Below are 17605 nucleotides of genomic sequence, written 5' to 3' on the forward strand. Positions count from 1 at the left end.
AGGTCACGTCCTGTGCTACGTGGCACCGGGCTCGGAGGACCCGGTAGCGTGAGCCGACGATTCCGAAGTTCCCCCATAAGTAGGAGTCCCGGTGACGCAGAGTGGACAGGGCGAGCAGCCCTCGGCGCGCGAAGCGCGCGAAGGCATCGTGCTGCCCTCCGACGGCGGGGAACCCCTGCTGCCGGGACAGACGGGTGGATACGGCAGTCCGCAGCCCGGATACGGCCCCCCGCAGCAGGGCGGCTACGGGGGCCCTCCGCAGGCGGGCCGGCCCGGTCCGGCCGCCGACGCGGGCTACGGCCAGCCGCCCGTCGGCCAGGCCTGGGGCACCCCGTGGGGTCCCGAACAGCAGCAGGACCAGGCGCAGCAGCAGGACCAGGCCCAGCACCAGGCCCAGCAGCAGCCGCAGGACCAGACCCAGCACTGGCCGCCCGCCCAGACCTGGGGCGCGCCCGAGCAGCCCGGCGGGATACCGCCGCAGTCCCCGGCCCAGCCCCAGCCCCAGCCCGCGCCGGGGTACGACACCAACGAGCCGACGTCCTACTACCTGCCGCCCGTGGGTCAGCCCACCCCCCAGTCCCAGCCGCTGCCCCCGCAGCAGGGCCAGGTCGCGCCCTACGAGGCTCCCGGCAGCGGTGCGCCGCAGCAGCAGGCCACGCCGGGCTACCGCGCCGACGAGCCCACGTCCTACTATCTGCCGCCCGTGGGCCAGCCCCTCCCGTCGGCCCCCGGCACCCCCGCCTCCGCGCCCCTGCCGCCGGCCGACGAGGGCGCCACCCAGTTCATCCCGCCGGTGGCGGCCGGCCCCGCGGCCCACGAGGGCGCCACCCAGTACCTCCCGCCCGTCCGCCCCGGCGAGCTGCCGCCCGAGGTGTCCGCGGAGGCGGCACGGTTCCCGGGCCAGTACCCGCAGGCCCCGTACGGTGCGCAGAACCCGGCGCCCGGACCGGCCGGCGGCCCCGACGCCGAGGCCACGCAGTTCATCGCGCCCGTGCCCGGACAGGCCCCCGGCGCGGCCTACGGCGGCGACCGGCAGCCGCCCTCCGACTTCGACAACCTCTTCCGCAGCGACCCGGGCGGTGACGGCGGGGCCGCGTCCACGCAGCAGATGCCGCGCTTCGCCCAGCCCGAGGCCGTACCGCCCGCCTACGGGGGCCAGCAGCCGCCGTACGGGGCCCAGCAGCCCTCGTACGGGTCCCAGCCGCCGTACGGTCCGCCGGGTGCCGAGCTCTACGACGACGGCGACCGAGGCGGCCGCAAGCGGTCGCGGGTGCCGGTCATCGCCGCCGTGGGCATCGGGATCGTGGTGCTCGGCATCGGCGCGGGCGCGCTGCTCGCCGGCGGCGGGGGCAGCGGCGACGGGGGCTACAAGAACCAGACCGTGTCGGCGACGGCCCCGGCGACCGACGGCTCCTCCTCGCCGGCCGCCGACCCGGCGAAGGCGCAGGCCGTCGAGCTGGACAAGCTGCTCGCCGACAGCGGCAACAGCCGTTCCTCGGTGATCAGCGCGGTGGCGAACGTGAAGTCCTGCAAGAACCTCGGCCAGGCGGCCCAGGACCTGCGGGACGCGGCGGCCCAGCGCACCGGCCTGGTGACCCGGCTCAAGACGCTCTCCGTCGACCGGCTGGCGAGCCACGCCGAGCTGACCGACGCCCTCACCAGGGCCTGGCAGGCGTCCGCGTCCGCCGACAACCACTACGCGGCCTGGGCCGACCAGTCCGCCGGCAAGAAGGGCTGCAAGAAGGGCCAGGCCCGCGCCACGGGTCAGACCCAGGCCGGCAACCGGGACAGCGGCACCGCCAGCACGGAGAAGGCCAAGGCGGCCCGGCTGTGGAACGCGATCGCCAGGAAGTACAGCCTGACCGAGCGCACGGCCACCCAGCTGTGAACGGTCCGCGGGAGGCGTCACGGCGCCTCCCGCGGAGCGGTCGACCTACCGGGTCAGTTGACGTCCGCGTTCTGCAGTGTCCGGGTCACGTCGGTGAAGCCCTTGCGCGCCGCCACGAGCTGGCCCCGGCGCACCACCTGGAACGTCACATGGGCGTTGACCATGCGCGGGAAGCCGACCACGGCGAGGTCGTCGGCGGAGCTCCAGGTGTCCCGGGTGGTCCACTGGAGGGTCGGCGTCAGACCGCCGGTCGAGATCTTGAGGCCGCCGTTGAGGGCGCCGCGCAGGCTGTCGGCGGACACCTCGCCGCCGCCCAGCGACTCGACGGCCTTCTCGAACACGGTGTAGGCGATCCAGGTGGTCTGCACCCCCGCGTCCGCCGAGTCGATGCGGTTGTCGCCGAAGGCCTCCGCGTTGATGACCTTCTTCATCGCGTCCCAGCGGGCGTCGCTCTCCACCGGGTACCAGCCGGTGATGTACGAGCCCTCGTAGGGCCCCGAGGCCCCGCCGGACGCGTCGATCTCCGTCTGGTCGACGCTGCCCATCGCCATGGCGGTGCGCACGCTCGGGTAGTCCTCGCGGACGCGCCGGAAGGAGTCCATGAAGGTGCTGGTGCGGTCGCCGAGCGCGGGCACCACACAGCCCTCCTTCGAGCCGGCGGCCGCGGCTGACGACGTCGAGCTGCCGAGCGCCTTCGTCGACTGCGCCGAGTACTCGGTGGCGTCGTCCGCCGCCCGCACGTCGCTCGCGGGCCGGTGCTTCCCGGTGGTCAGCCCGGAGTTCAGCAGGACCGGCAGCTCGTCGCCCGCGATGGTGTCGGGCCGTACGAGGGTCACGTTGCCGCAGGCCGCGGCGAGCTCCTTGCCGAGGCCGGCCAGAAGGGTGGGCTGGCCGCCGTTGACGGGGTAGGACAGCGGGCTGGTGAACTCGTCGTTGGTGATGCCGTAGCCGCCGATGTAGGGGATGCCCGCGCCCTCCAGCGGCGGGAAGAAGGAGTCGCCGTACTGGCTGTAGGAGCCGACGACCGCGACGACGTTCTCCTTGACCGCGCGCCGGGCGCACTTGGCCGCGGACACGCCGTCGTTGTGGTCGTTGCAGGTCAGGACGGTGAGCTTACGGCCGTGGATGCCACCCCTGGAGTTGATCCAGCGGGCGTAGGCCCGGGCGAAGGCGGGCATGCCGGGCTTGTTGGTCGCCTTGGTGTCCGAGGGGGCCCAGGTCATCACCTTGATCGGGTCGTCCCCGGAACCCCCCGCGGTACCGGGGACGACCCCGCAACCGGCGACGAGGGAGGCACACGCCGCCAGGGCTCCCGCCGCGAGGGCGGTGGCTCTGACGGGCCGGTGGTGCCGGGGGAGGAAGGTGCTGCGGATGCGTCGCCTGCCGGTCATGGGCACACACGCTTCCGCCACATCGCCAACTCGGAAGTGACCCTCGGTCAACGAAGGGTGACGTAAAGGTGAACAGCGAGGGCTCGTGCGGCACGTATGGGGGAAGAACGTACGATCGGTGACCGTGCAAGGTTCGGAGAACTCTTCCCGTCGCGGCCGTCGCTCCTCCACCATGGGCGGCATGCCACTGAACGACATGCCGTGGTGGCGCTGGCGCAGCAATGTGCGCTCCGCGCTGCACATGCTCTCCGACCCCGCCTTCCAGCAGAACGTCTGGCTGGCCGGCGTCGAGGGGTACGGGGACGTCACCGACGCCGTGTACCGCCTCGTCGAGGACACCTGGCTGGACAACTGGTCCGCCGAGAAATACGTCGGCACGATCTTCCGGGACTCCCAGGAGGCGGCCCTCGTCGACACCGCCGTGCTGCGGGTGCTGCGGATCATGCACCAGGCCGGGCCGGACGCCCCCGTCTCCGTGTACATGGAGAACCCGGGGTGGCCGGACGCGGTGCGGGCGGCGCGGGACGCGCACGTGCGGATGGCGACGGCCGACGGGGAGGACCCCGACGCGCCGCCGCGCACGCTCCAGGTGCTGCAGATCATGACCCGGTCCGCGTGACGGACGCGGTGTCCGGCGCGGCGGCCGATATGCGACCCTGTCCTGCATGAACGAGCAGTCCGCCCCCGCCGACCAGTACGTCCTGACCCTGTCCTGCCCCGACAAGCAGGGCATCGTGCACGCCGTGTCGAGCTACCTCTTCATGACCGGCTGCAACATCGAGGACAGCCAGCAGTTCGGCGACCACGACACGGGTCTGTTCTTCATGCGCGTCCACTTCTCCGCCGAGGCTCCGGTGACGGTGGACAAGCTGCGGGCGTCGTTCGCGGCGATCGGCGACGCCTTCCACATGGACTGGCAGATCAACCGGGCCGAGGACAAGATGCGGGTCGTGCTGATGGTCAGCAGGTTCGGGCACTGCCTGAACGACCTGCTCTTCCGCGCACGCATCGGTGCGCTGCCGGTCGAGATCGCCGCCGTGGTCTCCAACCACACCGACTTCGCCGAGCTCGTGGGGTCGTACAACATCCCCTTCCACCACATTCCGGTGACGCGGGAGAACAAGGCCCAGGCGGAGGCGCAGCTGCTTGAGCTGGTGCGGGAACAGGGCGTCGAGCTCGTCGTGCTCGCCCGGTACATGCAGGTGCTCTCCGACGACCTGTGCAAGCAGCTCAGCGGCAGGATCATCAACATCCACCACTCGTTCCTGCCGAGCTTCAAGGGCGCGAAGCCCTATCACCAGGCTCATGCGCGGGGCGTGAAGCTGATCGGGGCCACCGCGCACTACGTGACCGCGGACCTCGACGAGGGGCCGATCATCGAGCAGGAGGTCGAGCGGGTGGGCCACGACGTCACTCCGGACCAGCTCGTCGCGATCGGGCGGGACGTGGAGTGCCAGGCGCTGGCGCGGGCCGTGAAGTGGCATGCGGAGCGGCGGATTCTGCTCAATGGCCGACGGACGGTCGTGTTCGCCTAGGAGCTCGGGGCGGTCTGTCGTCGGGCGGCTGCGGGTGGTGGGTGGTTGCTCGCGCAGTTCCCCGCGCCCCTTGAGTAGGTGCAGTGGACGTGCCTTCAAGGGGCGCGGGGAACTGCGCGACCAGCCCCCACCGGGCCGCAGCCGCCTACGAGACCGCGCCCCGCTCCTACAGCCGGCTCATGCTCGCCGCCGCGTACAGAACGTCCCTGATCGCCTCACGGTCGCCCACCTGCCCCGCCGCAGCCTCCGCAGGAGACACGTGGCCGGCCGCCAACTGGCAGAACTCCACGCCGTCCAGCGCCACATGCGCCACCTCGTGCTCCGCCGAACCCACCGCCGCCGGTGAGTCGAGCGGGATCAGCCACTCGCCGCCGCCCAGCCCCTCGATCTCCAGTCGCAGGGTGCGGCCGGGGCCTCCGGCGCTCACGAGATGCCGGCCGTGCGCCGGTGACGTCAGCCCCTTCTGCCGCCGTTGCGCCAGCACCGCGGGCAGCATCCGGGCCGCCAGGTCGATCATGCGGTTGAGGTGGCGGGGGGACGGGGGGTCGTAGGGGTAGTCGACCGCCTCCGCGATGTCCTCCGCGTGGACCCAGCACTCGAAGGCGCGGTCCAGCATCGCGTCGTGGAGGGGGAGCGCGAAGTCGCCGTAGGCCACCTCCAGCTTGCCCGCGGTGCCGCCGGTGAAGGAGACCGTGCGGACGAGGTCGTGGCTCTGCTCGCGCCAGGGGGTCCGCACGGAGCGGGTCGGCGGGAAGTGCGAGCCCCGCCAGTACGCCTCGGTACGGCCCGACGGCGTCGGCTCGTCGGCGCGGGCCTCGCCCAGCGGGTCGTCCAGGCCCAGGGCGAGCGCGACGAGGCCGTCGACCGACATCAGGTGGGCTATGACCCCGGCGACCGTCGTACGGCGGCTCGTGGGCTCGTCGGCGTCGAACCAGCGCAGCCTGACCGGGGCGTGCCACTCGGAGTCGCCGAAGTCCTGCAGCAGGGCGTCGAGACGGGCGGTCTCGGCGTCGTACGGCATGGCCCAGACGGGGATCGGGATGCGCGGCGGACGCCGGTCGAGGCAGCCGTCCAGGACGCGGGTGCGCAGGCCGGGGTCCAGGTCGAGGCTCTCCGGCCGCTGGAGCAGGCCCACCGCGCCGCGCAGCCGCAGCGCCTCGTCGGCGCAGGAGCCGCACTCGCCGAGGTGGTCCTCCACGGCGGCCGTCTCCTCCGCGGAGCACGCGGCCAGCGCCCACGCCCCGAGCAGCGACTTCAGCACGCGGTGCTCCAGTACCGGGACGGCGGGCGGGGCGGGTTCGTCCAGCGCGGGCAGCGGCCGGCCGGTGTCCTCCACGGAGGCGCGCGGCAGGGGTATGCGGGGCGGGCCCACCGGATCGCCCGGATCGCCCGGTCCGTTCGTGCCGTCGCCGCCCTTGCCGCCGCTTGTGCCGCCGCCACCCTCGTCGTGCCCGGGGCGGCCCGTGCTCCCGGTGTCCCCGGGGCCCTTCGCGCTCTCGGGGCCCGTCCCGTGATCGTCGGGGCCGTCCTGGTCGTCGTACGCCTCGAAACCGCCTGTTCCGCTCACGCCGCGCCCCCGTATCCCGGCGGGGCGCCGGGCGCTCCGGTGTCGAGGGCCGTGGACAGGAGCTGCAGGCCCAGGCGCAGGCGGCGGCGGGCCTCGTCCTCGGTGATGCTGAGGTCGGCGGCCGCCTGGCGGTAGTCGCGGCGCTGGAAGTAGGCCAGCTCCAGGGCGGCCCGCAGCGGGGTGGGCATGGACTGGACGATGTAGTCGGCGCGGGCGGCGACCGAGGCGTGGCGCACCTTGCGCTCCAGTTCCTCGGCGGAGCCCTCGCCGGCCCGGGTGAGCGCGGCGGTCTCGGTGGCCCGCAGCCGCTGCACGGCCAGGCGGTGGGTCAGGCCCGCGACCCAGGAGCGCAGCGGGCCCTGTTTGGGGTCGTAGGACTCGGGGTGCTCCCAGACATGCGCGAAGACGTCCCGGGTGATGCCGTCGGCGGCGCGCTCGTCTCCGAGCACCCGGTGGGCGAGTCCGTGCACGAGTGAAGCGAAACGGTCGTAGAGCTCACCGAGGGCGGCCGCCTCACCGCGTGCGAGCCGCTGCTGCATCTTGCGGTCCCAGCGGGGCGGTGCGTCCTTCTTCGCCATGTGGCCCCCTGACCCCTGGAAGTGTCCGGTCAAGCCTGCGCCGACCGTCTCCTCGAATGTAGTCGGCACCTCGGACAGCGCACGCCCCTTTGTTCCAATGCACGCCCCCCGAGGGGCCTCAGGTGGTAGTGGACCTTCCTCTACCCGTTCGCTCATTGATCAGACCCGATCGAACAGGATCGAAGCCGACTAAAACAAGCCTCTTCCGAACGATTTCCGTTTCTCGCTCCGTGTTTCAGGGAACGGCCGCTGGGCAGCCACGCTGCAAGGAAGCGTAAGAAAGGCTTCCGTTTGCTTTCCGGCGAATGAAGGGCATGGTGGTGGCGTTCAATGTGACCGGCGGCGAGCAGGGCGACTGGACTGTGATCAGTGTGTCGGGCGAGCTGGACCTGGTGACCTCACCGGCGCTCCGCGCCCGGGTGCACGACGCGGTGGCCGAGGGCCGCCACTGTCTCGTCCTCGACCTCTCCGAGGTCTACTTCTGTGATTCCAGCGGTGTCGGCGTCCTCATCGCCTCCCGCCGTCTGATCCGTTCCTGCCGGGGCGACCTGCGTCTGATCCTCCCGGCCCAGGGTGCCGCCGACGGCTCCCACGTCAACCGCGTCCTCGGCGCGCTGGGCGTCCGGCGCCTGTTCGAGGTCCACCCCGACCTGGACTCGGCGACCGACGAGGAGGCGGGACCCCTGTCCGCCTGAGCGGTGGACCCGTAAGCCCTTTCGTACGCACGGCTGTGACCTGGGGCACCTCGACTGCCACGCCGTTGTCCCGAAATTCCCCCGGTCCTGGCACAAGCGCCGCCTTCCGGTCCCCCGGGCGCCGCTCGCGTCGTACGCTCCGTGCGAGATGCACCCGATGTGATGTGAGGCGGTCCGAACAGACATGGTCAGCAGCGAGTACGAGCGCAGGATCGCCGGCCGGTTCGCCACCTTCGACCAGGACGGCAACGGCTACATCGACCGCGAGGACTTCAACGTGGCGGCCAAGGCGCTGCTCGCGGAGTTCGGTACGGCGGCCCGCTCCGACAAGGGACAGGCGCTGTACCTCGGCGCGGAGGCGTTCTGGCAGGGCATGGCCGGGATCGCCGACCGGGACGGCGACCAGCGGATCACCCGCGACGAGTTCGTCAACGGCGCGCTCAAGCGGCTGCGCGACAACCCGGACCGGTTCGCCGAGATCGCGCGCCCCTTCCTGCACGCGGCGATCGCCGTCGCCGACCAGGACGGCGACGGCCGCGCCACCGTCGAGGACACCGCGCGCGTGCTGCGCATCCTGGGCGTCGGCGAGGACATCGCGCAGGCGGCCGCGGCCACCCTGGACACCGACGGCGACGGCAAGGTCGGCGAGGCGGAGATCGTGCCCGCCTTCGCGCGTTACTTCACCGTCCCCGAATAGCGCTCCCTGAGCTTGTACTTCAGGACCTTGCGCAGGGTCTCGTTGCGGGGAAGGGCGTCCACCACCTCCAGCTGCTCCGGCAGCTTGTGCGGCGACAGCCCTTCCGTGCGCAGATGGGCGGTCACGGCCTCCAGGGTCAACTTCTCGGCTCCTTCGGGCTGTTCCACCACGGCACACACGCGTTCCCCGCGCTCGGTGTCCGGCAGCCCGATCACCGCCACGTCCCCGACGGCCGGATGCGCGGCCAGCAGGTCCTCGATCTCCTTCGCCGAGATGTTCTCGCCCTTGCGGATGATCACGTCCTTGAGCCGTCCGGTGAGCACCAGGTGGCCGGTGGCCGTGACGTGTCCGAGGTCACCGGTGCGCAGATAGCCGTCCGGGTCGAAGGCCTGCGCCGTCTGGGAAGGGTCGAGGTACCCCTGGCACACCGCCTCCCCCTTCAGCCGCACCTCCCCGTCCACGATCCGCACGGACATGCCCTCCGGGGGCCGTCCCTCGGTCGTCGCCAGGTTCTCCACCGTGTCGTCGGGATCGCCCATGGTGATCATCGGCACCTCGGTCATGCCGTACCCGTGGGTCAGCTGCACCCCCAGCTCCCGTACGACGGCGTGGTAGACCTCCGGCGGCTTGGGTGCCCCGCCGCCGGCGAGCAGGCGCAGGGTCGGGATGATCCGCTCGCCGGGCCGCCTGCGCTGCTCGGTGAGGAACATCGAGTAGAACGCCGTGGAACCGCCCGCCACCGTCACCCCGTGCCTGCGGTAGCCGGCCAGCGCGTCCGGCAGCGCGAACTGCTCGAACAGCACCGCCGGGAAGCCGTACAGCAGCAGCATCACGGTGTAGTCCGGGCCCGCGATGTGCGCGTACGGGAAGGCCATCGAGCCCACGTCGTCCGGGGTGAGACGCAGCGCGTGCGCGAGGCAGGAGCCGCCCGCGATCAGTGAACGGTCCGTGTGGAGCACGCCCTTGGGGTCGGAGGTGGTTCCCGAGGTCCAGTAGATCCACCGGACGCGGGTGCCGTCGGCCGGTGGGGCGGGGAGGACGGCCGGGTCGCCGTCCGGGAGGTCGTCGTACGCCTCGAAGATCCCCCGGGCGCCCAGCCGCCGGGCCATCTCCGTGTGGTCGAAGCCGCGCCACAGGCCCGGTACCGCGAAGAACTCCGCCTTCGACTCCCTGAGGGCGAAGCCGACCTCGCGGTCCCGGTAGAAGGGGATGACGGGCGACTGCACGGCACCCAGGCGGGCCAGGGCGAAGGAGAGCAGGGCCGTCTCGATACGGGTGGGCAGCTGCCAGGCGACGACCGTGCCCGGGCGTACGCCCATGTCGTACAGGCCGGCCGCCACCCGCTCGGCCCGCGCGCACAGGTCGCCGAAGGTGAGCGTGCGGTCGTCCTGGAGGAGGACCGGGCGGTCGGGGGTCAGGTCGGCGCGGCGGGCGGCCAGCTCCCAGAGGGTGCGGGACGCGCTGAGCGCGTGGGCGGTGTCGGTCACGGCGGCCCCCTCGATGCGACAGCAGAGCTGACGGATCGTCAGATCGTGGGCAGAGCGTAGGGCTCGACGCCTTGTCGGTCCAGGGGTGTGCGACCTAGCCTTCGTGCACGAGCTGTATCTGACGGGTTATCAGATATGGAGTGCCGCCCATGGATCTCGCGTACACGCCGGAGGAGGAGGAGTTCCGGGCGCGGCTGCGGGAGTGGCTCGCCACGGTGCTCCCCACGCTGCCGCCGAAGCCGTCCCCGCAGGACTGGCCCGCGCGCAGGGCGTACGACCTCGGCTGGCAGCGCACGCTGTACGACGCCGGGTACGCGCAGGTGCACTGGGACGCGTCGCCCACCACGCGGCTGATCTTCCTGGAGGAGACGGAGGCCGCGGGCGCGCCCTATGTCGGCGCCGGGTTCGTCGGACTGCTCCACGCGGGACCCACGATCGCCGCCGAGGGGACGCCCGCACAGCGGGACCGCTGGCTGCCGCCGATCCTGCGCGGCGAGGAGGTCTGGTGCCAGGGCTTCAGCGAACCGGACGCCGGGAGCGACCTCGCGGCGCTGCGCACCCGCGCCCGCAGGGACGGCGACGACTATGTGGTGACCGGGTCCAAGATCTGGACCTCGCACGCCGAGATCGCCGACTGGTGCGAGCTGTTGGTGCGGACCGGCCCGGCGGCCCCGAAGCACCGGGGCATCACCTGGCTGGCGATGCCGATGTCCGCACCCGGTGTCGTGGTACGCCCCCTGCGCACGCTCGCCGGGTCCGCCGAGTTCGCCGAGGTGTTCCTCGACGAGGTGCGGGTGCCGGTGGCCAACCGGGTGGGCGAGGAGAACGACGGCTGGCGCGTGACCATGGTGACGCTGTCCTTCGAGCGTGGCACGGCCTTCGTGGGCGAGGTCGTCGCCTGTCGGCGGGTGCTGGGCGAACTCGCGCGTACGGCACGGGAGAACGGGCGCTGGGACGATCCGGTGCTGCGGCGCCGGCTGGGGCGGACGAACGCCGAGTTCCGGGCGCTGTGGCGGCTGACCCAGTGGAACGTGAGCGAGGCGGAGGCGAGTGGCGGGGTGCCGGGGGTGGGGGGTTCCGTGTTCAAGCTCCGGTACTCGCACGCGCGGCAGGAGCTGTACGACGTGGCGGCCGAGGTGCTGGGCGTGGAGTCGCTGGATCTCGAACAGCCCTGGGTGCTCGACCGGTTGTCCTCGTTGTCGTACACGATCGCGGCCGGGACCTCGCAGATACAGCGGAACATCGTGGCCGAGCGGATTCTCGGGCTGCCGAAGGGGCGGTAGCGGATGAGTGCCGGGTGCGGGCTCGTTGTGGCTGGTCGCGCGGTTCCCCGCGCCCCTGGGCGGGTTACGGCAGACCTCGTCAGGAGGGGGGCGTGACATGCGGTTCCGACTGAGCGGCGATCAGGCGGCTTTGCGGGCCGGGGTGCGGGAGTTGCTCGCGCGCCGGTTCGATGGTGAGGCGCTGCGTGCCGCCGTGGACGTTTCCGGGCTGGACCGCGAGCTGTGGCGGGAGCTCGGGGCCGCCGGGTTCTTCGCGCTGCGGGTGCCGGAGGCGGACGGCGGGGTCGGACTAGGGCTGCCGGAGGCCGTGTTGGTCTTCGAGGAGGCCGGGCGGGTCCTGTTGCCGGGACCTCTCGTGGCCACCCACCTCGCGGCCGGTGCGGTGGACGGGGCCGCCGAGGGGGAGGTCGTCGTGGCCGGCGTCGACCGGGGCGGACTCGTGGAGTGGCTGGACGAGGCCGATGTCGTACGGGGGGACGCCGCCGGGGCCGTGGCGCTGCGTTCGGTGGATCCGCTGACGCCCTTGCACCGGGTGCCCGGAGCGCTTCCGCGTGCCGTCGACCCCGTCGCCGTGCTCCTCACCGCCGCCGAGCAGCTGGGCACGGCGACGCGCGCGGGTGAGCTGGCGGTGCAACACGCGCGGACGCGGGAGCAGTTCGGTCAGCCGATCGGGGCCTTCCAGGCGGTCAAGCATCTGTGCGCACAGATGCTGGTGCGGGCGGAGACGGCCCGGGCCGCGGTGTACGCGGCCGCCGTGACCGCGGACCCGGTGGACATCGCCGCGGCCCGGCTGCTGGCCGACGAGGCGGCCGAGCGGGGCGCCCGGGACTGTCTCCAGGTGCATGGCGGGATGGGCTTCACCTGGGAGTGCGAGGTGCAGCTGCTTCTGAAGCGGGCCTGGGTGCGGGCCCGGCGGGGCGGCGGCGGTGCGGAGAGTGAGGAGTTGCTCGCCGTCGATCTGTTGGCCTGAGGCGGTCGTGGTCTGCCCGCTCTCCGGCGCCTCCGCAGCGGATGTCGCGGATTGTGGCATACCGGAATCACGGAGCGTTGATATCGGGTTGTGTCCTATGTGTGACTCGTCACGTCCTGGAGTCGGCGCCCCGCTCCGGTACCTTGTGTGAGATGCGAGTGGTTCCGAGCATGAGCCATGCCGGTGTTGCCGATGGGGCGGCCCCGGACCCGGCGATGCGCGCCGCTGCTCGCAGGGCGGTCGGGCCTGTGTCCAGCGCCTGTTCGACTCCCCGCGGCGAGCGTCGCACAGTATCCCGCACGGGTACTCCTTCGCGCTGGAATATGCCCGAAGCGCTTGTTGGCGTGACTGTACGTCAACCATGCTGTCCCGTAAGGGATTCACGTTCTGTGACCCCGGCTTTGGTCATTGTTCTGGTCATGCAAAAAATGGCTACGATCGTGGCCCTCGTGAGGCGCGAGGCCATGTGCCCGCCGGTTCGGATGGTGTGAGCGGTGCAGGTGCTTCAAGTGCAGCTGGAGATCCGGCCCGACCCCGCAGAGGTGGGACGAGCCCGGAGGTGGGCCCGGTCGAGGCTCGCCGGGTCCGGGATAGGGATCGACGAACCGCTCGCCGAGACCCTGATCCTGCTCGTGTCCGAGCTGGTCACCAACGCCGTGGTGCACACCGGCCGTCCGGCTGTCCTGCGGCTGTCCCTGCCGGGCGTCGAGGTGGAGTCGGCCACCGTCCGCCTGGAGGTCGCCGACCGCAGCGGCCGGGCCCCGGTGCCGCGCTGCGTGGACGGTGACGCGACCGGTGGCCGCGGTCTGGCCCTCGTCGACGGCCTCGCGGACCGCTGGGGCTGGAGCCCCGAGGGCGCGGGCAAGAGCATCTGGTGCGAACTCGACCGCTGCGAGCGGCCGCGGAAGGTCATGGAGAGCTACGGCATCGATGCCTCGGCCTACGAGGGGCTGGCGTTCGAGGCGGTGTGACGGCGCACGGTGGCAGGCGCCGCCGCCACCCCTTCTCGCCGCGGAGGCGGTGCGCCGGGACGTGCACCCGTGCGCGGTCGTGACAAATGGGTCGTAAGCAACAAATCCCCGTACGGGTGTTGACGCACCGTGTTCGATTGATGACGCTGGTGGTCAGCGATTCGCCGCGAGGGGACGCCGAGGGTTTCGGTGACGGGAACCCCCGGCGAGTGCGGATCGTGACGCGGTGTCGATTTCCTCGGGGCGGAAGGAAGTCGATGACGGCGGCGCGCGATGCCGTGCTCGGGGCGGACCTGCGCGCGCCGCCGGCCGATCCCCTCACAGAACGGCCACCGGGGCCACGGGTGTTCCGGTGCCGCCGACGAACGGCTCGGGCATCGCGGACAGCAGAAACGCGTACCGGCCGAGTTCTCCACAGGCTGTGGACAACTTTTCCAGATTCCAGTTCTGGCCCTGGAGCATCCCCATCTCCACCAGGTCCAGCGCGTGCACCGGCAGCCACAGGTCCTCGATCTCGGGCGGGAAGATCTCGAAGGTGAGCGTGTCGTTGGCGACCGCGGCCACATCGCGCGCGTGGAACCACTCGGGGGTGCGCACCGACAGCCCCGGCGACGGATAGGCGTACGCCTCCCTGTCCCCGGCGAGGTACACCTGGATCTGCCCGGTCCGTACGAGCACGATGTCCCCGGACCGCACCCGGGTGCCCGCGAGTTCCTCGGCGGCCTCCAGGTCTTCGGGTGTCACGGCGTGGGATCCGTGGAGCCGCTCCACGCCCCGTGCGCGGGCCACGTCCAGCAGCACCCCGCGCGACAGCACGTACCGGGCCTTGTCGATACCGCTGAACTCGGCGCCCCCGTGCGGGGTGATGGTGCCGGCCGGGCGGCCGTTGTAGAGCAGGCCGGAGTGCGAGACATGGGTGAGCGCGTCCCAGTGGGTGGCCGCCTGAAGGCCCATGGTCACCGCGTCGTCGCTGCACGCGACCGTGCCCGGACCGAAGATCTCCTGGTTGATCTGCACCATCGCGTGCAGCGGGTTGACCCGGCCCGGCATCATCCCGGTCTGCACGCCGTCCTGCCGGAGCGGGAGCGCGAGGGGGATGCGGCGCCCGGTGCGGACGGTCGCGACCGCCTCGCGGACGACCTCGTCGGTGATCAGGTTCAGAGTGCCGATCTCGTCGTCGGCTCCCCAACGCCCCCAGTTGTTCACGCGCTTGGCGATGTCGTGGAACGCGGCCGGAAGTGACATCGGGCCCTCCCCGGGGCTTGTGTCCGCACATCTGACGGGGCATAAAATCTAACGGTCCGTCAGAAACCGCGGGAAGGGGCCGGGCGTGGGGAACTTCTTGGCAGGCAGGGTCGTCGCCGTGACGGGCGCGGGACGGGGGATCGGGCGGGCGGTCGCGGTGGCCGCGGCGGCGGAGGGCGCGCGGGTCGTCGTCAACGACTACGGCGTCTCGGTCGACGGGGCGTCCCCGGCGAGCGAGATCGCCTCGGGGGTGGTGAAGGAGATCGAGGCGGCCGGCGGTGAGGCCGTCGCGGTGGCCGACGACATCTCGACGATGGCCGGCGGGCAGCGGGTCGTCGACACCGCGCTGTCGTCCTACGGGCGGCTCGACGGTGCCGTCTGCGTGGCCGGGATCCTGCGCGAGCGGATGCTGTTCAACATGTCCGAGCAGGAGTGGGACCCGGTTCTCGCGACCCATCTGAAGGGGACGTTCACGGTCTTCCGGGCGGCCGCCGCGGTGATGCGGCAGCAGCGGGCGGGGACGCTGATCGGGTTCACCAGCGGGAATCACCAGGGCTCCTTCTCGCAGGCGAACTACAGCGCGGCGAAGGGCGGGATCATCTCGCTGGTGCGCAGTGCGGCGCTCGGGATGCACAAGTACGGGGTGACCGCGAACGCGGTGGCGCCGGTCGCGCGTACGCGGATGTCGGCGAACGTTCCCTTCGACCTGACGGAGATCGGGGAGCCGGAGGACGTGGCCGCCATGGTGGTCTATCTGCTGTCCGAGCGGGCCCGGGAGATCACCGGGCAGGTGTACACCGTGGCGGGGCCGAAGATCGCGGTGTGGGCGCAGCCCCGGGAACTGCGCGCCGCGTATGCCTCCGGCGGGTGGACGCCGGAATCGATCGCGGAGTTCCTGCCGGGGTCGGTCGGGGTGGATCCGATGCCGTTGCTCCCGGGGCCGGGCGCCTAGTGGGTCGGGGGCGGTTGTTGTCCGGCGGGTGCGGGCGCGTTGTGGCTGGTAGCGCAGTTCCCCGCGCCCCTAGGTCGTTCACCTTGACCGGTGTGGAGAGGAGAGCTCTGTGGACTTCGGGTTTGCCGGTGAGGACGAGGCGTTCCGGGGGGAAGTGCGGGAATGGCTTGCTGTCCATGCCGACGGGTCCCAGGACCGTCGTACCTGGGAACGCACCCTCGGCAAGTCCGGGTGGATCGGGCTCGGTTGGCCCGAGTCCGGCTACGGCAACCGGACCGCCACGCTGACGCAACAGGTCGTGTGGGCCGAGGAGTACGCGCGGTCCGGGGCGCCCGCGCGCTCCGGGCACATCGGGGAGAAGCTGCTGGCGCCCACGCTCCTCGCGCACGGCAGCGAGGAGCAGAAGGCGCGCTTTCTTCCGCCCGTCGCCGCCGGGGAGGAGCTGTGGTGCCAGGGGTACAGCGAACCCGGGGCGGGCTCCGACCTCGCCGGGGTGCGGACCAGGGCCACACGTGCCGAGGACGGGACGTACCGGATCAGCGGACAGAAGATCTGGACCTCCCTCGCTCACGAGGCCGACTGGTGTTTCGTCCTCGCCCGGACCGATCCGCAGTCGCGCCGCCATCACGGGCTGACGTTTCTGCTCGTCGCCATGGACCAGCCGGGCCGCGTCGAGGTGCGGCCCATTCGCCAGCTGACCGGGACCAGTGAGTTCAACGAGGTCTTCTTCGACGGGGCGCACGCGCGTGCCGAGCATGTCGTCGGCGGCGAGGGGCAGGGCTGGCGGGTGGCGATGAGTCTGCTGGGGTTCGAGCGCGGGGTGTCCACGCTCGCCCAGCAGGTCGGGTTCGCCCAGGAGCTGACCGGGGTGGTGCGGGCAGCCGTGCGTACGGGCGCGGTCGCCGACCCGGTCGTACGCGCTCTGCTCGTGCGGCAGTGGGCCGAGTTGCGGACCATGCGGTGGAACGCGCTGCGGACGCTGGGCAGTTCGGGGGACGGCGGGGCCCCCAGTGTGGCCAAGTTGCTGTGGGCGGGCTGGCATCAGCGGCTCGGGGAGCTGGCGATGCTCGTGCGCGGGGCGCAGGCCACGGTCGGCCCGCAGGAGTGGAGCCCGTCGTCCCCGTACGAACTCGACGCGCTGCAGCACCTGTTCCTGTTCTCGCGGGCCGACACCCTCTACGGCGGCTCGGACCAGATCCAGCGCACCATCATCGCCGAGCGGGTGCTCGGTCTGCCCAGGGAACCCAAGGGGGTCGTCTGATGCGCGGCGTGCTGTTCGACGGGAGGCAGGTCCAGGTCGTCGACGATCTGGAGGTACGGGATCCGGGGCCGGGCGAGGTACAGGTCGCGATCTCGGCGGCCGGGCTGTGCCACAGCGACCTGTCCGTGGTGGACGGGACCATTCCGTTCCCGGTGCCGGTGGTGCTCGGGCATGAGGGTGCCGGTGTGGTGGAGGCGGTGGGGGCGGGGGTCACGCATGTTGGGCCCGGTGACCATGTGGCGCTGTCCACGCTGGCCAACTGCGGTGCCTGCGCCGACTGCGACCGGGGACGGCCGACCATGTGCCGCAAGGCCATCGGACGGCCGCAGAGGCCCTTCTCGCGGGGCGGGGAGCGGGTGTTCCAGTTCGCGTGCAACTCCGCCTTCGCGGAACGGACCGTGGTGAAGGCCGTGCAGGCGGTCCGGATCCCGAAGGACATCCCGCTGCCGTCCGCCGCGCTCATCGGGTGCGGAGTGCTGACCGGGGTGGGAGCCGTGCTCAACCGGGCCCAGGTGGACCGTGGGGAGAGCGTCCTGGTGATCGGGACCGGGGGGATCGGGCTCAACGTCATCCAGGGCGCCCGGATCGCGGGGGCGTCGCGGATCGTGGCGGTGGACGCCAACCCGGCCAAGGAGGCGGCGGCCCGGCTGTTCGGGGCGACGGACTTCCTGACCTCGACCCGGGACGTACGGGAACTGCTGCCGCACGGGGTGGACCACGCCTTCGAATGCGTCGGCCGGGTCGAACTCGTGCGGGCCGCCGTCGACCTGCTGGACCGGCATGGGCAGGCGATCCTGCTCGGGGTGCCGGCGGCGGACGCGGAGGCGTCCTTCGTCGTCTCCTCGATGTTCCTGGACAAGGCCGTCCTCGGCTGCCGCTACGGCTCCTCGCGGCCCCAGCGGGACATCCCGCTGTACGCCGGCCTCTACCGGCAGGGCCGGCTCCTCCTCGACGAACTGGTCACGCAGACCTACCCGATCGAGGACTTCGAGAAGGCGGTGGGGGACGCGGAGGCGGGCCGGGTGGCGCGCGGGGTGCTGACCTTCTAGGCGGCGGGTACGGGGTCTTCCACAGGCCGGGTACAG

Annotated in this window: 16 protein-coding genes; 11 read left to right on the forward strand and 5 right to left on the reverse strand. The window is 72.0% G+C overall.

Going from position 1 to position 17605, the window contains the following annotated elements:
* Positions 1–91: 91 nt before the first annotated feature.
* Positions 92–1888 (forward strand): hypothetical protein, encoded by a 1797-nt coding sequence (locus AQI94_RS36875; RefSeq protein WP_062230160.1) that lies wholly within the window; start codon positions 92–94, stop codon positions 1886–1888.
* Positions 1889–1941: 53 nt separating this feature from the next.
* Here the strand turns inward: AQI94_RS36875 and AQI94_RS36880 are convergent, their stop codons facing one another.
* Positions 1942–3279: an ABC transporter substrate-binding protein gene (locus AQI94_RS36880; protein WP_031052445.1), complete on the reverse strand. Its 1338-nt coding sequence runs from the start codon at positions 3277–3279 to the stop codon at positions 1942–1944.
* Positions 3280–3397: 118 nt separating this feature from the next.
* Between AQI94_RS36880 and AQI94_RS36885 the strand changes: the two genes are divergently transcribed.
* Complete coding sequence (locus AQI94_RS36885) at positions 3398–3898, forward strand: SCO4402 family protein (RefSeq protein WP_078902850.1); 501 nt, start codon at positions 3398–3400, stop codon at positions 3896–3898.
* A gap of 46 nt (positions 3899–3944) precedes the next feature.
* Entirely contained in the window at positions 3945–4814 is an 870-nt protein-coding gene (gene purU / locus AQI94_RS36890; protein WP_031052450.1) for a formyltetrahydrofolate deformylase, read from the forward strand.
* 166 nt (positions 4815–4980) lie between these two features.
* Here the strand turns inward: purU and AQI94_RS36895 are convergent, their stop codons facing one another.
* Together AQI94_RS36895 and AQI94_RS36900 are read right to left on the reverse strand one after the other, a co-directional pair.
* Positions 4981–6381, reverse strand: coding sequence for a zf-HC2 domain-containing protein (locus AQI94_RS36895; RefSeq protein ID WP_031057482.1), 1401 nt, complete (start codon positions 6379–6381; stop codon positions 4981–4983).
* Positions 6378–6959 (reverse strand): sigma-70 family RNA polymerase sigma factor, encoded by a 582-nt coding sequence (locus tag AQI94_RS36900; protein ID WP_031057485.1) that lies wholly within the window; start codon positions 6957–6959, stop codon positions 6378–6380. Before AQI94_RS36900 ends, AQI94_RS36895 begins: the two co-directional genes overlap by 4 nt.
* Before the next feature lie 314 nt (positions 6960–7273).
* Between AQI94_RS36900 and AQI94_RS36905 the strand changes: the two genes are divergently transcribed.
* Positions 7274–7654 carry an STAS domain-containing protein gene (locus tag AQI94_RS36905; RefSeq protein ID WP_031057488.1) on the forward strand — a complete coding sequence of 127 codons (381 nt, stop codon included), beginning with the start codon at positions 7274–7276 and terminating at the stop codon, positions 7652–7654.
* A 184-nt stretch (positions 7655–7838) separates the two neighbouring features.
* On the forward strand, positions 7839–8351 hold the full coding sequence (locus AQI94_RS36910; protein ID WP_031057490.1) for an EF-hand domain-containing protein: 513 nt from the start codon (positions 7839–7841) through the stop codon (positions 8349–8351).
* Here the strand turns inward: AQI94_RS36910 and AQI94_RS36915 are convergent.
* A complete protein-coding gene (locus AQI94_RS36915; RefSeq protein WP_031057493.1) occupies positions 8330–9838 on the reverse strand; it encodes a class I adenylate-forming enzyme family protein in 1509 nt (502 codons plus the stop codon). The two genes, AQI94_RS36910 and AQI94_RS36915, sit on opposite strands and share 22 nt — an antisense overlap.
* Positions 9839–9987: 149 nt before the next feature.
* On the opposite strand from AQI94_RS36915, the gene AQI94_RS36920 reads away from it, so the two are divergent.
* From AQI94_RS36920 to AQI94_RS36930, 3 genes are all read left to right on the forward strand, one after another.
* Complete coding sequence (locus AQI94_RS36920; protein ID WP_031057496.1) at positions 9988–11121, forward strand: acyl-CoA dehydrogenase family protein; 1134 nt, start codon at positions 9988–9990, stop codon at positions 11119–11121.
* A gap of 97 nt (positions 11122–11218) precedes the next feature.
* Positions 11219–12091, forward strand: coding sequence for an acyl-CoA dehydrogenase family protein (locus tag AQI94_RS36925; protein ID WP_031057499.1), 873 nt, complete (start codon positions 11219–11221; stop codon positions 12089–12091).
* Positions 12092–12600: 509 nt separating this feature from the next.
* Complete coding sequence (locus tag AQI94_RS36930; RefSeq protein WP_031057501.1) at positions 12601–13062, forward strand: ATP-binding protein; 462 nt, start codon at positions 12601–12603, stop codon at positions 13060–13062.
* 318 nt (positions 13063–13380) lie between these two features.
* Here the strand turns inward: AQI94_RS36930 and AQI94_RS36935 are convergent, their stop codons facing one another.
* Complete coding sequence (locus AQI94_RS36935) at positions 13381–14307, reverse strand: cyclase family protein (protein ID WP_031057503.1); 927 nt, start codon at positions 14305–14307, stop codon at positions 13381–13383.
* 85 nt (positions 14308–14392) lie between these two features.
* On the opposite strand from AQI94_RS36935, the gene AQI94_RS36940 reads away from it, so the two are divergent.
* The 3 genes from AQI94_RS36940 to AQI94_RS36950 all read left to right on the forward strand — a co-directional run bounded on the left by AQI94_RS36940 (position 14393) and on the right by AQI94_RS36950 (position 17569).
* A complete protein-coding gene (locus AQI94_RS36940) occupies positions 14393–15259 on the forward strand; it encodes an SDR family oxidoreductase (protein WP_031057507.1) in 867 nt (288 codons plus the stop codon).
* A gap of 109 nt (positions 15260–15368) precedes the next feature.
* Positions 15369–16520 (forward strand): acyl-CoA dehydrogenase family protein, encoded by a 1152-nt coding sequence (locus AQI94_RS36945; protein WP_031057510.1) that lies wholly within the window; start codon positions 15369–15371, stop codon positions 16518–16520.
* Entirely contained in the window at positions 16520–17569 is a 1050-nt protein-coding gene (locus tag AQI94_RS36950; protein ID WP_031057513.1) for a Zn-dependent alcohol dehydrogenase, read from the forward strand. The genes AQI94_RS36945 and AQI94_RS36950 overlap by 1 nt, the downstream gene beginning before the upstream one ends.
* Positions 17570–17605 lie beyond the last annotated feature (36 nt).

The sequence above is a fragment of the Streptomyces pseudovenezuelae genome, assembly GCF_001513955.1.
GTDB classification, from domain to species: domain Bacteria; phylum Actinomycetota; class Actinomycetes; order Streptomycetales; family Streptomycetaceae; genus Streptomyces; species Streptomyces pseudovenezuelae.

Excerpts from the sequence above, each read along its gene's own strand:
- AQI94_RS36880 (WP_031052445.1), bottom strand. The coding sequence starts at position 3,279 with ATGACCGGCAGGCGACGCATCCGCAGCACCTTCCTCCCCCGGCACCAC.
- purU (WP_031052450.1), top strand. The coding sequence starts at position 3,945 with ATGAACGAGCAGTCCGCCCCCGCCGACCAGTACGTCCTGACCCTGTCC.
- AQI94_RS36900 (WP_031057485.1), bottom strand. The coding sequence starts at position 6,959 with ATGGCGAAGAAGGACGCACCGCCCCGCTGGGACCGCAAGATGCAGCAG.
- AQI94_RS36905 (WP_031057488.1), top strand. The coding sequence starts at position 7,274 with ATGGTGGTGGCGTTCAATGTGACCGGCGGCGAGCAGGGCGACTGGACT.
- AQI94_RS36910 (WP_031057490.1), top strand. The coding sequence starts at position 7,839 with ATGGTCAGCAGCGAGTACGAGCGCAGGATCGCCGGCCGGTTCGCCACC.
- AQI94_RS36920 (WP_031057496.1), top strand. The coding sequence starts at position 9,988 with ATGGATCTCGCGTACACGCCGGAGGAGGAGGAGTTCCGGGCGCGGCTG.
- AQI94_RS36925 (WP_031057499.1), top strand. The coding sequence starts at position 11,219 with ATGCGGTTCCGACTGAGCGGCGATCAGGCGGCTTTGCGGGCCGGGGTG.
- AQI94_RS36935 (WP_031057503.1), bottom strand. The coding sequence starts at position 14,307 with ATGTCACTTCCGGCCGCGTTCCACGACATCGCCAAGCGCGTGAACAAC.
- AQI94_RS36950 (WP_031057513.1), top strand. The coding sequence starts at position 16,520 with ATGCGCGGCGTGCTGTTCGACGGGAGGCAGGTCCAGGTCGTCGACGAT.